The sequence below is a fragment of the Lysinibacillus sp. SGAir0095 genome (genome assembly GCF_005491425.1).
Lineage (GTDB): Bacteria > Bacillota > Bacilli > Bacillales_A > Planococcaceae > Ureibacillus.
Window position 1 is genome coordinate 1,658,873 of sequence record NZ_CP028083.1, and the last position, 14,373, is coordinate 1,673,245.

Genomic DNA, 14,373 nt, shown 5'->3' on the forward strand with positions numbered 1-14,373 from the left:
TTTATGACTATCATTTTAATATTTGGCACACTTACGATCATAAAGCCAAATGAACCATTAGCATTTTCGGGACAAACCATTGAACGCGGAGCATTTGGAGATGATGTAATTGAGTTACAGGCTCGATTACAGTATCTAGGATTTTATAAAGGTAAGATTGATGGGATTTTTGGATATGGGACATATTGGGCTCTACGAAATTTCCAAGATCAATATGGTCTTGGTGTTGATGGAGTGGCGGGATCCAAGTCAAAAGATTCATTAGTTAGAGTTTCTGAATACCATAGAGATTGGGTACATGAGCAGATTGAAAAAGGAAATAGATTTACCCACTATGGTGGAATACCATTAGCCCAACAAACGAGTGCAGGTGCTGGGCAATCTGAAAGTACTGATGTTCAGCTTCCGGTGAAATACTCAGAGCGCGACTTACAGTTAATGGCCAATGCTGTATATGGTGAGGCACGCGGCGAACCATATGAAGGACAAGTAGCAGTAGCTGCCGTTATTTTAAATCGATTAGAATCGGCGGATTTTCCAAATTCAATATCTGAAATAATATTCCAACCTGGCGCATTTACAGCTGTTGCCGATGGGCAAATTTGGTTAACTCCAAATGCGAGAGCAAAAGAAGCAGTATTAGATGCTATGAATGGATGGGACCCAACTGAAAATGCACTTTACTATTTCAACCCAAAAACTGCAACGAGTAAGTGGATTTGGTCTAGGCCACAAATTAAGCAAATTGGTGAACATATATTCTGCTATTAAAGGAGGGACAATATGAAGAGTGCTATCTATTTACTTTCCATTGCCGTGTTAGCTTTAGGATTATATTCTTATGAAGTGAGAAGAGATAATACGCATTTACAACAAACCGTACAGGCACAATATACGAATTCTCTAACAAATGCTTCAGAGAAATTATCGAATTTGCAACAATCTGTTTCACAATCACTGTTATTCCAAGACCAAGAAGCACTAGAAATTGAGTTGGATAATATTTGGCGCGTCAGTAACGAATTTCGCTCAACTATCAGTAGCCTTCCATTAAGCAGAGAAGTATCAAATGAATGGCTTCGATATGTTGGCAATATCGGGGAAGAAGCCAAATATGCATCTGAAAATGGCGATTATGAAGCATGGCATAAACGAATGTCCGTGGTAAATCAAAACTTACAAGCCTTAGCAGATGAATGGACTGTTGCAACAGCTAATTTTTATCAAAATGATGCGAGTATTACAGAATGGGCTTCTGTTGCTGAAAAGGAAACAAATGAATCTCCATTCAAGAATGTTGCAGCAAATCTAAAATCTTATGGGGAAACTGATTTCCCATTAACAGCCAGTGAATCTGATTGGTTAAAGAAAAGAGAGCTTCAAAATTTGGATGATAAAGAAATAACAAAAGATCAAGCTATTGAAAAGCTCGAATTATTAATACCTGGCATTAAAGATGCCACTTACACGGTAACAAAGAGTAAGGATGATGCCCCATATCCTTTCTATCACATCCAATTTGTAAAGGGAAGCCGAATTGGATATGCAGATATCACGGAAAAGGGCGGTAATATACTATCATTCTTATCAGAGCGACCAGTTCAAGAGAAAACTGGAGTGACACAACAACAAATTCGCGATCAGGTAACTGAATTTTTAAATCTGGCAGGATATACAGATTTAGAATTGGTTGAAATGCGTGAAAATCATCAGGCTTGGCATTTGTCTTTAGCTCGAGTTGTTGGGGAAGATAAAGCACTTGTTTACCCTGATGGCATTCAAGTAAAAATATCAAAGGATAGTGGAGAACTATTAGGGTTGAACGCAATGGAATATGTTCAAAAAGAAGAGATAAATGAAAATCAGAAAGTAGAACCGATTGATTGGGAAGCATTCTTTAGACCCGGTACTAAGGTTGAAGAAGAAAAGTTAATTTATACTGAAAATGAAGCATTCCAACTTAGAAAATGTTATCAAGTAATTGCACGTTTTGATAATGGTCAAAATGAAACATTCCGCGTTGTTGTCGATGCAGAAAACCATGATGTGTTAAAGGTTGAATATATGAATTAATCTGAGTCTACGAATACAGCACTTCTTCGGCACAAAGTTTAAGCACTTCAATCTCGTGGATGCTTAGTAACAGAACTACAAATACATCCAAGAGATTGAAGTAAAAACTTCTGATGATATAGAAAAAAAGTATTTTTCGTGCAATAATTAAAATATTATAATTGTGCGAGGCGAAGATTATGCAACTAAAGCTAGGGACTGCATTGACATTAGAACCTACTTATACAGATAGAGTCGAAAAATTCCGTTGTAAAATAGTAGAGCAAGAAAATAACATATATTATATTGACTATCCCGTTAACATTGAGACAAATAAAACGGCTTTTTTAGTTGATGGCGCTCAATTTCGAGCAACATTCATGACAGAAGATAAAGTAAGCTATGCATTTAATACAGAAGTTTTAGGCAGAAAATTAGGGAATATACCTACTATCATGCTATCCTGTCCTCCTTCTGAAGAATTTGTAAAAATTCAAAGAAGGGAATTTGTTCGAGTTAATACCCCTGTCGACATTGCAGTTGAGTATAATAATAACTTCTTCCAATTTGTAACGGAGGATATTAGCGCAGGTGGGTTGGCAATCCATTTAAATAAAGACGTTCCGTTTGTGGAAGGCGAGAGCGTTAATCTGACGATTGTTCTTGTCTTTATGAATGGGGAAATTCGTTATGTTAAAACGAGTGCCAATGTTGTTCGAATCATTGTAAAAAATCGTATTACATTAGCTTCCCTTCAATTTACAGATACAGAGAATATTGAAAAGCAATATATAGTCCGTTTTTGTTTCGAGAGACAGCTTTTGAATAGAAGAAAATTAGAAGCAAATACAATGAATTAAAACAATGCTGTCCCAATGGTTTGTGCAGGCAAACTATTGGGGCATTTTCTATGGAAGAAAAAAAGTTCATATTTTTGCTTTATGTCGGAATGAGTTCATTTGAAAAAGAGGATTTGGAATCAGTGGTTGAGAAAGGCTTTTTTCCTTTCAACCAAAGTTCAGTTAGTAACAAAAATATGAAAGAATCACAAGGGTATCAACTAAGTAATTACTTAATGAATATGGTACAATATCGTAGGAAAGTAGGGATTTTATGGATAAACAAATTCAAATTGCAATCGATGGACCAGCTGGAGCTGGAAAAAGCACAATAGCAAAAATTGTAGCAGAAAGCTTAGGTTTTACTTATATCGATACTGGTGCAATGTATAGAGCTGTTACGAATAAAGCAATTTCTCAAAACATAAACTTAAGTGATGCAAACTCACTGGAAAAAATGTTATTAAACACTTCGATTATTCTGGAACCTTCATCAGATGGACAACTTGTTTTTGTGGATGGGGAAAATGTAACCGAAGCAATTCGTTTAAACGAAGTAACAGCTAACGTAAGTGAAGTGGCAGCACATGCTAACATCCGCAAGATTCTTGTAGCAAAACAACAAGAACTTGCAGCACGTGGTGGAATCGTCATGGATGGCAGAGATATTGCAACACATGTACTAAAGGACGCAGAGTTGAAGATTTTCATGTCTGCCTCCGTTGAGGAACGGGCTAAACGCCGATTCCTTGACAATGAAAGAAGGGGAATACCTTCTACAATCGAAAAACTGCAGGAAGAAATTGCCTTACGCGACAAACTTGATAGCCAAAGAGAAGCATCGCCACTAATCCAAGCAAAAGATGCCATTTATCTTGATACAACTGAGCTATCAATAGAAGAAGCTGCAAACGAAATATTAAAATTAGCTAAACAAAAAATGGCATAATATAAATCTGAATTTAGCGCTTTTTTGTAAAAAGTTAATGAAATTTCCGATATTAGAGGAAAATTTTTTGTTTTTATGGACAATTTAGAATAAAATAGAAATTGGAAGATGCGAAGGAGGGTTACATATGTCTGAAGAAATGAACTTAGGATCAAACCAAGAATTTCGAGAAGGAGATATTGTGAAAGGTGTTGCTGCTCAAGTAGATGAAAAAGCAGTAACGATCTCGATTGAAGGTGCTCCTTTCGATGGGATTTTACCAATCAGCGAACTTTCAAGCTTACACATTGAAAAAGCTTCTGACGTAGTATCAGTTGGTGATGAGTTAGAGCTGATGATCACGAAAGTAGAAGAAGAAAACTTTGTATTATCTAAACGCAAAGTGGATGCGTTAAAAGCTTGGGATAAACTTGAAAAACAATTTGCATCAGGAGAAGTGTTCGAAGCAGAAGTAAAGGATGTTGTGAAGGGTGGCCTAGTTGTTGATTTAGGTGTACGTGGCTTCGTTCCTGCATCTCTAGTGGAAGATCATTTCGTAGAAGATTTCGAGGATTATAAAGGCAAAACATTAACTTTTAAAATTACTGAGCTAGATAAAGAAAAAGGACGCCTTATTTTATCTCACCGTGCTGTTCTTGAACAACAAAAAGCGACGAATAAGAAGCGTGTCTTAGACGAAATTAACGCTGGTGATATGATAGAGGGTACTGTTCAACGATTAGCACCATTTGGAGCATTTGTTGATATTGGTGGTGTGGATGGATTAGTTCACATTTCGCAAGTATCCCATGACCATGTTGATGACGTAAGTACAGTATTATCTGAGGGTCAAGCTGTAAAAGTAAAAGTACTATCTGTTGACCCAGAAAATGAACGTATTTCTTTATCAATTAAAGATACTTTACCTGGACCTTGGGCAAATGTAGCACAAAATGTGACAAAAGGTGCTGTATTAACAGGGACGGTAAGACGTTTAGTATCCTTTGGTGCATTTGTTGAGCTATTACCAGGAGTTGAAGGGTTAGTTCACATTTCACAAATTTCACATAAGCATATTAACACGCCACATGAAGCCTTAAAAGAAGGTGACGAGGTTCAAGTGAAAGTGTTAGATGTGAACGCTAATGAAAAACGTCTTTCACTAAGCATCAAAGAACTCCAAAATAATCCTGAAAAAGAAGAAGAATTCGACTATGAATTACCAGAAGAAACAACTGGCTTCTCTCTAAGCGATGTTATTGGAGACAAACTAAAAGGCTTTACTAATAAATAATATGTTTTCTGATACTAGGCGTACCGATTTGGGTGCGTCTTTTTTATTTTGGAAGGGGTGAGTGTTATAGTATTAGGATTTAAGATGATGGATGACTTTTGGTGGAAATATATGTAGTCCTATCTTAAGCTATGTAGGAGTATTCATTTCGGGTTAATCTGAGTCTATAATACAGGTGGGGAGTAAGAAACTAAAATTGACGAAAGTAAGAAGGGCTTACAATTACTGAATCTTAGGTTGAGGATGAAATACTTTGAAGGGAAATAAAATCCAAGGTGCGTTTCAGCTCTCCTTCAACTGGCAAAAGTTCATCTATATGACTTCATCCCCCTAGCAAACTACATTACAATTCTATCAACACTTATCCTACCGTCTCTTCTCCCAACAGCGCCCGCTTTATCGAAAAAGTCTACCCATCTGTTCCACCGCCATTTTACTTCTCCATATACTTCAGCAATCACCTAAGTTTTCCAAGAAAGAATTGCTTAGAATTGAAAAAATGATATAATTTATATTTTCGTGTATAATACTAAAGATAAGAAATTGGAAGGATGAAGTACAGATGACAAAACCAGTAATCGCCATCGTAGGTCGTCCGAACGTTGGAAAATCCACAATATTTAACCGTATTGTTGGTGAACGCGTCTCAATCGTGGAAGATATTCCAGGAGTAACACGTGACCGCATATATAGTTCGGCAGATTGGTTAACACATGAATTTAATATCATTGATACGGGTGGAATTGAAATAGGAGACGAACCTTTCTTAGAACAAATTCGCGGGCAAGCTGAGATTGCTATTCGAGAAGCCGATGTTATTATCTTTATGACAAACGGACGTGAAGGTGTTACATTAGCCGATGAACAAGTAGCTAAAATCTTATATAAAACAAAAAAACCAGTTGTATTAGCAGTAAACAAAATTGATAATCCTGACATGCGTGAAATGATTTACGATTTCTACTCTTTAGGCTTTGGAGAACCATTCCCGATCTCTGGGTCCCACGGTTTAGGGCTTGGAGATTTATTAGATGAGTGTGCGAAACATTTCCCTAAAGAAGATGAAGCACAATATTCAGAAGAAACGATTAAATTTAGTTTAATTGGTCGCCCTAATGTTGGGAAATCGTCACTAGTTAATGCGTTTTTAGGACAAGAACGTGTTATTGTTAGTGATATAGCAGGAACAACACGTGATGCAATCGATACACCTTACTCTTATGATGGACAGGAGTATGTTATCATTGACACTGCTGGGATGCGTAAAAAAGGGAAAGTGTATGAATCGACAGAAAAATATTCTGTATTACGTGCACTGAGAGCAATTGAACGTTCCGACGTTGTTTTAGTTGTATTAAACGGTGAAGAAGGTATCCAGGAACAGGATAAGAAAATTGCAGGTTATGCCCATGAAGCAGGTAAAGCAGTCGTGATCGTGGTAAACAAATGGGATGCAGTGGAAAAAGATGAAAAAACAATGAATCTTTACACTCAACAAATCCGCGAGCACTTCTTATATTTACATTATGCACCGATTATTTTCGTATCAGCTAAAACGAAGCAACGTGTGCATCAAATTTTAAGCATTGTACAACGTGTAAGTGAAAATCATGCAATGAGAATTCAATCTTCAATATTAAATGAGGTTATTGAAGATGCGGTTGCACGAAATCCTGCACCATCAGACAAAGGAAAACGTTTACGTATTTACTACACGACTCAAGTTGCTGTAAAACCACCAACATTCGTTACCTTTGTAAATGAGCCGGAATTAATGCATTTCTCTTATGAACGATTCCTTGAAAACCGAATTCGTGAAACCTTTGATTTTGAAGGAACACCGATTCGATTAATCGCTCGTGCACGCGATTGATTGAATTGAAGGGGGAGAGAGTATGGAAAATGTTACGGTTTTAGGGGCGGGCTCCTGGGGCACGGCACTAGCGCAAGTATTAGCTGAGAATGGTCATCATACGCTTGTCTGGACTCATCGTGAAGAGCAAGCAAATGAAATCAATACACAGCATACAAATCACAAGTATTTACCAGATATTGCATTATCGAAAGAATTGACTGCTACAAGTAATTTAGAAGAGGCTGTTCTTTTTTCTAATATTATTGTCGTAGCAGTTCCAACGAAAGCGATACGTGAAGTGTGCAGCTCAATGGAGTCCTTTTTAAACAACAAAAAATTGTTCGTACACGTATCAAAAGGAATTGAGCCCGATTCCCTCATGCGTATTTCTCAAATGCTGGCTGAGAGCCTCTCGCCAGAGATTGTGAAGGATATTGTTGTCCTTTCTGGTCCAAGCCATGCAGAAGAGGTAGTACTGCATCATCCAACGACAATTACAGCAGCCTGTACTAATCTCGATGCTGCTGAAGAGGTTCAAGATTTATTCATGAATCATTACTTCCGTGTATATACAAACGATGATGTCGTGGGAGTGGAGCTTGGCGGTGCATTAAAAAATGTCATTGCTTTAGCTGCCGGCATATCTGACGGATTGGGTTATGGTGATAACGCGAAGGCAGCTCTTATTACCAGGGGGTTGGCTGAAATCACCCGTCTTGGTGTTAAAATGGGCGGAAATCCATTTACCTTTGGCGGTTTAACGGGAATGGGTGATTTAATTGCAACTTGTACAAGTGTTCACTCTCGAAACTGGAGAGCAGGCAATATGCTTGGTAAAGGCATGAAACTGGCTGAAGTACTTGATAATATTGGCATGGTAGTTGAAGGTGTCAGAACTACAAAAGCAGCCTATCAACTTTCTCAAGAGTATGACGTACCGATGCCAATTACTACGGCACTTTTTGAAATATTATTTAATGATAAAGAACCAAAAGTAGCGGTGGATGAATTAATGATTCGTATGAAAAAACGTGAGATTGATCTTTATTAGAGATTTTTATTGTTATAAATGGGTATGTGGAGGTAATTAGTTACCTCCTCTTCTTGTGAAAGGAGGTTTACAACTTGCAAAACTTGTTATCTTCGATGAATTTTTTAACGCTGCAATCAGCAAGGGGACCCCTTGCGAGTATGCATGCATTAGATGTCATGTGGGTTTCTTTTTATTCAATAGGAGCCATGTTATTATCTGTATTGATTGTGGGACTCACAAGAAAATGGGTAAACAATGGGTGTTTATCTCTAATATTGCGGCTAGTTGCTTTTGTCATCTTTGCAATCGGTTCCATTTTAATGGTGCTTGTAGTCTTGACATGGCCGAATTAAAATTACATACATAGTGTACCTTTTCCATGGTAACTGTCAGTGAAACAATCTATGAGGTGAGTAGAAAATGAAAAGTAAATGGAGCCTGTTTTTTGTACTAGCTCTAACTACAGTTTTATTATCAGGCTGTCTTTTCCCAGAGGAGCAGAAAGCTGAAAATCAGGTGCCAGATGATCTGCAGTTAGCTTCAGTTCAAAAAGCAGTGGAGGAATTTCAAGCTGATACAGGTGTCCTTCCTATTAAAACACGAGATATGGATACAGATCTATTTATAAAATATCCAATCGATTTTGAAAAACTTATACCAAAATATTTAGCCAATCCACCGGCAAATTCGTTTGAAAAGGGTGGTTTATTCCAATATATTATTTGGGATCCAGAAGTAAACCCTACAGTTAAGTTAGTTGATTTACGATCTGCTGAAAGAATTCGTGAATTGAACATTCGATTTATGAGTACCTATTACCCTACGTTTAAGGAAAAAATTACAGATTACGTATATTCAATCGACTTTGAAAAAATCGGTTACAAGGAAGAGCTTACTGTACAAAGCCCATATTCGAATAATCTACTTCCTTTAATCGTGACAACTGAAGGGGACATCTACATCGATTATTCTGTTGATTTAAATATTTTCATCCAAGAAAATAATTTAAAACCAAAACCAGGTGAAGATATTCGAATGCTGCTTACAGATGCTTATCCAGTGGTGCCTGCCTATTCGTTGCCTTACACAGTGGATGAAAACAATGAACCGATTTTTATGTATGACCCAACTGCATCAAATGAAGAGGAACAAGCCCCCACTGGGAACAATTAAGAACAACCGAGCAAATAATAGCTAAGTGTTTAAAAAATATGTACTTTTACATATTTTTTAAACACTTTTTTCATATGTATAAGTATGCGATTTAAGTTTGTGCGATATTTTTCTTCAATAAGCCAAAGACATCGATAAATATTCCCTATTTAAAAATTTTCGTACAAGGCGTTTTCATATTTGAAGAATGTCGTACATAGACTAAATTACGTAAAGGAGGAGCTACAATAGGCGAAGAAATCTTTCATCAAATAGCAGAAAGAACAAATGGGGACGTATATATCGGTGTTGTAGGGCCTGTAAGAGTTGGTAAGTCTACTTTTGTGAAGAAAATGATGGAGTCGGTTGTGCTCCCAAATATCGTAAACGAAGAAGATCGCAAAAGAGCACTGGACGAGCTGCCTCAAAGTTCACCAGGTCCTGTAATCATGACTGCTGAGCCAAAGTTTGTTCCTGCACAAGGAACAGAAATTACAATTGGTGAAAGCGAAATCCCGTTCCGCATTCGTTTTGCAGACTGTGTTGGGTATGTAATTGACGGTGTAAGAGGTTATGAAGATGAAGATGGTCCGAAATATGTTCATACGCCATGGCATTCTGAAGCGATTCCTTTTGAAGAAGCTGCGAAAATCGGCACTGATAAAGTAATTCGCGACCATGCCAATATTGGGGTAGTTGTAACGACTGATGGATCTGTTAATGGGATTAATCGGCATGCTGCAGCAGTTGCCGAAGAACAAATTGTGAGCCAACTAAAAGAAATTGGGAAACCGTTTGTTATTGTGTTGAATTGTCAAATGCCAACACACAATAATACAATGGCACTTCGTCATGAGTTACTTGAAAAATACCAGGTTCCAGTAATTCCGGTTGCCATCGATCAAATGAACACAAAAGATATGGAATATATTCTTCAAGAGGCATTATATGAATTCCCTATTGAAGATATAGAAGTTGAAAAACCGGATTGGTTAGATGTACTAGAATATACACATCCATTAAATGTGACGCTCTCAGATGCGGTTGGCAACGTGTTGAATTCGGTAACAAAGATTCGTGATGTTTCACAAGCTGCTTCAGAGTTACGTGAAATTGATTTTGTAGAAGAAAGTGAAATTGAAAGAGTAGATGCAGGTTTAGGTGTAGCAACTGTACGTATTACATTAAAGCCAGAAATCTATAAAGCAGTGTGCAATGAATGGTTAGATGCTCCTATTGATACGAAGAAGGATTGGCTACTATTCATTAAAGAAGCGGCAGAGGCTAAGCAGGCGCAAAGAAGATTCCGTGAAGCGATTGATGAAGCAAGCGATAATGGCTATGGAATTTCCCTTCCGACATTGGAGGAATTTGAACCAAGCGAACCAGAAATCATTAAACAAAATAACTTCTATGGTGTTCGCATGAAAGCGAGTGCACCTTCTTACCATATTATCCGTGTAGATATGGCGACAGAATTTGCGCCTTTAATTGGTACGGAATTCTATGCAAATCAGTTGCTTAAAGATCTGCAGTATTCTTATAAGCACGACCGCGATCAACTATGGCAAACTCAATTATTTGGCACATCACTTCATGAAGTACTGCAGGAAGGTATTCGTTATAAAATGAATGCCGTACCTCCAAGTGCCAAGAAGAGAATGCGTCAAACAATCGAAAGAATGGTTAACGAGGGTGAACGTGGCTTAGTAACGTTTATTATCTAGTTAAACCACTATGGAAACGTACCTAGTTGAATTATTATGCACTTATATCTTTAGTTACATCATGAAGTAATTTCAATATTAGGGTAATTGAATGGGTAAAATCCAATCGATTACCTTTTTCTTCGTTGTAAATAGGCTGATTTTAAAAAGATTTGGCTTAAAATCTCTTTTAAGATTATTACGTAACTGTGTATATTAAATGTATAAATTCAATAAAAATGGTATAAATTAGGAACAGGACTTTTCATTTTCCAGGTGAAAAGTCCTGTTATTTGTGTTTTTAATGAAAAAAACCGATTTATTGTTTAAAAACATGGATAAATACAGTTGCACAGGGATTTTCTATATGTTACTCTTTTTACATGATTTAGGTTCATGACCCTTTGAGAGGAGGTGAATGGTGTGAATAAAACAGAATTAGTAAACTCTGTTGCTGAAGCTGCAGGTCTTTCTAAAAAAGACGCTTCTAAAGCAGTTGAAGCTGTATTTGATACAATTCAAGATGCTCTTGCAAAGGGTGACAAAGTACAATTAATTGGTTTTGGTAACTTCGAAGTACGTGAACGTGCCGCTCGTAAAGGGCGTAACCCACAAACAGGTAAAGAAATCGAAATCGCTGCTAGCAAAGTTCCTGCGTTTAAACCAGGTAAAGCTCTTAAAGATGCTGTAAAATAATTAAAGCGTCTAGCAGTTACATAGAGCAGTCGTCATGGACAAGCATGATGACTGCTCTTTTTACTTGTTGAATTAACTAACGATTGGTAAAATTAAGTTTTTAATATACATATATAAAACTTTTTAGATAGATGTAAAACCTATTTTGCTTAAAGGGTAAGGATGTGCTACGATTCATTTTGAGTAGCGTCGGTACATCTTGTTTAGGAGGAAGAAAGATGTCGAAAGTAAATTTAGAAAAAATAGAAGAAGCGGTAAAAATGATTTTAGAAGCTGTAGGAGAAGATGTAGAGCGCGAGGGGTTACTGGATACACCAAAGCGTGTTTCTAAAATGTATGCAGAAATGTTTAGTGGAATCGATGAAGATCCAAGGGAATTCTTCAGTACAGTATTCCATGAAAATCACGAAGAGTTAGTATTAGTGAAAGATATCCCGTTTTATTCGATGTGTGAACATCACCTAGTTCCTTTCTATGGAAAAGCCCATGTAGCCTATTTACCACAGGGCGGGCGTGTAGCAGGGTTAAGTAAATTAGGGAGATGTGTCGAATCGGTAGCACGAAGACCCCAATTACAAGAAAGAATTACTTCAACAGTTGCAGATACGATAATGGAAATGCTTGAACCATACGGTGTATATGTGGTTGTTGAAGCTGAGCATATGTGTATGACAATGAGAGGACTTAAAAAACCTGGTTCTAAAACAGTTACTTCTGTTGCACGTGGAGTATATGCAGAGGACGATGTTTTAAGAAGAGAAGTAATTTCATTTATTCAAATGTCTTAAAACTCTAGTTTTATTGTGATATGATGTACAAGTATATATTATTAGGCGAAAGACATGCGATTTCCATTAGGAATTAGTGAGCATGCTCGTGTAAAATCTTGGCGCACATGTTTTGACTGTGACGGAAGCTTTATCGACAGTTACACTTACGCGGGAAGACGAATTTGATTTTGAGGAGACAAATAATATGACTCAACCAGACTATATTATCATTGAAGCTCAAGAGGATGGCGTACATGTAATCGGTTTAACACGTGGTACGGATACTAAGTTTCATCATTCTGAAAAATTAGATACTGGAGAAATAATGATTGCCCAATTTACTGAACATACTTCTGCGATGAAGATACGTGGAAAAGCGAAGATTTTTTCTTCACATGGTGTCGTTGAAAGTGGTTCAAAAAATAATAAATAATAATGCAATAAATGGTCTTAAAAAAGTTATAATACACGATGGTGTATTTCGCTTACATTGGTGAACCAAACGAAATAATGCAATGGGAACCACACATTGCACTTTAAGTAGAATGGAGTAATATCTATGGTCGCAACATACATTCAACAATCAATAGAACAGTTAAAAACAAATATTTTCATGCATGTTCGTCATAGAACTTTGATTCAATATACTGGATCACCATTGCTCGATGAAAATCAATTGTTTTATTTATTATTACCATTTTTAAATGGAGAAAAATGGGATGAACAAATTCAAGAAAGCGCTATTACTGTCGGAATTGTTCATGCTTCACTTAGCGAACATGACAAAATAAGTGAAACGAATGCCACAAGTAAAGAACAGCAGCTTACAGTTCTTTCAGGTGATTATTATAGTGGGCGTTATTATGAAATACTCGCACATTCTGGTAATATCACTTTAATTCGACAGCTTTCTGAGGGTATTGTGACAAGGTGTGAACATCAAATTAAGTTATATGAATCAACACAATATACAATTAACGAGTGGTATCAAATTACCTCTGGCATACAAACAGAGTTAATCAAACGGTTTTATCAAGTATATCAATTTGAACAATATAGTTCATTTATGCATACGGCATTATTGCTGCTTCAATTGCGAAAGGAACTTCGAAACCATCAAAATGATAATCCATCTTCTTTATTTTTGAAGATGAAAGAGAGTGTTTCTGGACAAGGGAATTCAATTGTGTCCATAATTCAAAGTGAAATTGATTCTCTCAATAACTTGCTAAACGAATATCTTCAATCGTCCAGTTATTTAAAAGACGATTTAAAGTTATACATAAAGCAACAAGTTGCGTTTAATGACAAATTAACGCGAGAAAGGTAATGAAAAAATGGCTAAATCGAAAGAAGAACACGTACATGAGGTGTTTGAAAGTATCTCAGGCAACTATGACAAAATGAATTCTGTTATTAGCTTTCAATTACATGTTAAGTGGCGTGATGATACCATGAAAAGAATGGCTGTTAAACCCGGCTCTAAATGTTTGGATGTTTGTTGTGGTACTGCCGATTGGACGGTAGCACTTGCACAGGCAACAGGAGAAACAGGTGTTGTTAAAGGGCTGGATTTCAGTAAGAATATGCTGAAGGTTGGTGCAAACAAGATAAAAGCATATCCTCAAGTAGAGTTGATTCATGGGAATGCAATGGAGCTTCCATTCGAGGATAATACCTTTGACTATGTAACAATTGGTTTCGGACTACGAAATGTACCTGACTATCTGCAAGTATTAAAGGAAATGAATCGTGTGTTAAAGCCTGGTGGGATGGCCGTATGTCTTGAGACGTCACAATCTGAAATCCCTGGCTATAGACAGCTATTCAGATTCTATTTCAAATTTATAATGCCGTTATTCGGCAAGTTGTTTGCTAAAAGTTTTAAAGAATATTCTTGGTTACAGGAGTCGGCGAACGATTTCCCAGGAATGAAAAAATTAGCGAAAATGTTCGAAGAAGCGAACTTTGAAAAAGTGACATATAAGGGATATAGCGGTGGGGCTGCTGCTATGCATATGGGCTTTAAAAAAGAAAACTAGGGGGAG

16 protein-coding genes are annotated in these 14,373 nt (G+C 36.9%); all 16 read left to right on the plus strand.

Going from position 1 to position 14,373, the window contains the following annotated elements:
* Positions 1–3: 3 nt before the first annotated feature.
* Positions 4–771: a spore cortex-lytic enzyme gene (sleB, locus tag C1N55_RS08150; protein ID WP_240758479.1), complete on the plus strand. Its 768-nt coding sequence runs from the start codon at positions 4–6 to the stop codon at positions 769–771.
* A gap of 12 nt (positions 772–783) precedes the next feature.
* Positions 784–2,073 carry a PepSY1/2 domain-containing protein gene (locus C1N55_RS08155; protein WP_137728361.1) on the plus strand — a complete coding sequence of 430 codons (1,290 nt, stop codon included), beginning with the start codon at positions 784–786 and terminating at the stop codon, positions 2,071–2,073.
* 179 nt (positions 2,074–2,252) lie between these two features.
* On the plus strand, positions 2,253–2,912 hold the full coding sequence (locus tag C1N55_RS08160) for a flagellar brake protein (RefSeq protein ID WP_137728362.1): 660 nt from the start codon (positions 2,253–2,255) through the stop codon (positions 2,910–2,912).
* Positions 2,913–2,962: 50 nt separating this feature from the next.
* Positions 2,963–3,226: a hypothetical protein gene (locus C1N55_RS08165; protein ID WP_168193823.1), complete on the plus strand. Its 264-nt coding sequence runs from the start codon at positions 2,963–2,965 to the stop codon at positions 3,224–3,226.
* The gene (gene cmk, locus C1N55_RS08170; RefSeq protein WP_137728364.1) at positions 3,166–3,840 is read left to right on the plus strand and encodes a (d)CMP kinase; all 675 of its coding nucleotides are present in this window, start codon (positions 3,166–3,168) and stop codon (positions 3,838–3,840) included. Before C1N55_RS08165 ends, cmk begins: the two co-directional genes overlap by 61 nt.
* A 127-nt stretch (positions 3,841–3,967) precedes the next feature.
* The gene (rpsA, locus tag C1N55_RS08175; RefSeq protein ID WP_137728365.1) at positions 3,968–5,113 is read left to right on the plus strand and encodes a 30S ribosomal protein S1; all 1,146 of its coding nucleotides are present in this window, start codon (positions 3,968–3,970) and stop codon (positions 5,111–5,113) included.
* Positions 5,114–5,675: 562 nt separating this feature from the next.
* Complete coding sequence (der, locus tag C1N55_RS08180) at positions 5,676–6,986, plus strand: ribosome biogenesis GTPase Der (protein ID WP_137728366.1); 1,311 nt, start codon at positions 5,676–5,678, stop codon at positions 6,984–6,986.
* 22 nt (positions 6,987–7,008) lie between these two features.
* Positions 7,009–8,019 (plus strand): NAD(P)H-dependent glycerol-3-phosphate dehydrogenase, encoded by a 1,011-nt coding sequence (locus C1N55_RS08185; RefSeq protein ID WP_137728367.1) that lies wholly within the window; start codon positions 7,009–7,011, stop codon positions 8,017–8,019.
* A gap of 74 nt (positions 8,020–8,093) precedes the next feature.
* Positions 8,094–8,354: a DUF2768 domain-containing protein gene (locus tag C1N55_RS08190; protein WP_240758411.1), complete on the plus strand. Its 261-nt coding sequence runs from the start codon at positions 8,094–8,096 to the stop codon at positions 8,352–8,354.
* A gap of 67 nt (positions 8,355–8,421) precedes the next feature.
* The gene (locus tag C1N55_RS08195; protein WP_137728368.1) at positions 8,422–9,174 is read left to right on the plus strand and encodes a hypothetical protein; all 753 of its coding nucleotides are present in this window, start codon (positions 8,422–8,424) and stop codon (positions 9,172–9,174) included.
* Between the two features lie 239 nt (positions 9,175–9,413).
* Positions 9,414–10,880 (plus strand): stage IV sporulation protein A, encoded by a 1,467-nt coding sequence (gene spoIVA, locus C1N55_RS08200; RefSeq protein ID WP_370452616.1) that lies wholly within the window; start codon positions 9,414–9,416, stop codon positions 10,878–10,880.
* A 402-nt stretch (positions 10,881–11,282) separates the two neighbouring features.
* Positions 11,283–11,555 carry an HU family DNA-binding protein gene (locus C1N55_RS08205; protein ID WP_004232618.1) on the plus strand — a complete coding sequence of 91 codons (273 nt, stop codon included), beginning with the start codon at positions 11,283–11,285 and terminating at the stop codon, positions 11,553–11,555.
* Between the two features lie 218 nt (positions 11,556–11,773).
* Complete coding sequence (gene folE / locus C1N55_RS08210; protein ID WP_137728370.1) at positions 11,774–12,343, plus strand: GTP cyclohydrolase I FolE; 570 nt, start codon at positions 11,774–11,776, stop codon at positions 12,341–12,343.
* 187 nt (positions 12,344–12,530) lie between these two features.
* Positions 12,531–12,758: a trp RNA-binding attenuation protein MtrB gene (gene mtrB, locus C1N55_RS08215; RefSeq protein WP_137730587.1), complete on the plus strand. Its 228-nt coding sequence runs from the start codon at positions 12,531–12,533 to the stop codon at positions 12,756–12,758.
* 126 nt (positions 12,759–12,884) lie between these two features.
* A complete protein-coding gene (locus C1N55_RS08220; RefSeq protein ID WP_137728371.1) occupies positions 12,885–13,655 on the plus strand; it encodes a heptaprenyl diphosphate synthase component 1 in 771 nt (256 codons plus the stop codon).
* Between the two features lie 7 nt (positions 13,656–13,662).
* Positions 13,663–14,367: a demethylmenaquinone methyltransferase gene (locus tag C1N55_RS08225; RefSeq protein ID WP_137728372.1), complete on the plus strand. Its 705-nt coding sequence runs from the start codon at positions 13,663–13,665 to the stop codon at positions 14,365–14,367.
* Positions 14,368–14,373 lie beyond the last annotated feature (6 nt).